At 54.7% G+C, this 234-nt stretch carries 1 protein-coding gene; it reads left to right on the plus strand.

Annotation, left to right across the window (positions count from 1 at the left end; genetic code table 11):
- Positions 1–49 precede the first annotated feature (49 nt).
- Positions 50–234 (plus strand): transposase (locus HMPREF2604_RS01325; RefSeq protein WP_246818354.1); only part of this gene is annotated, 185 nt, incomplete at its 3' end.

Consider the following 234-nt stretch of genomic DNA (forward strand, 5'->3'; position numbering starts at 1 on the left):
TGAAGCGTCCTGGGTTTAGTTCCTACCTCAGCTAAGGAAGGATTGAACTATGCCTAGAAAGTATTCCGTCGAGTTCAAGGAGAAGGCGGTCCATCAGATCATCGAAATGGTCCGCCTGGAGTCCTGCTCACTGCAACGCGCCTACACGGAGGTCGGTGAGCTGCTTGGAGTATCTCACCACACGTTGCGGGCTTGGTACCGTGACAGCGCTTCAGCACGTGATGACTCTGACGC

Origin of the sequence: Corynebacterium sp. HMSC055A01, from assembly GCF_001809405.1 — a bacterium.
In the GTDB taxonomy this organism is placed as follows: Bacteria; Actinomycetota; Actinomycetes; order Mycobacteriales; family Mycobacteriaceae; genus Corynebacterium; species Corynebacterium hesseae.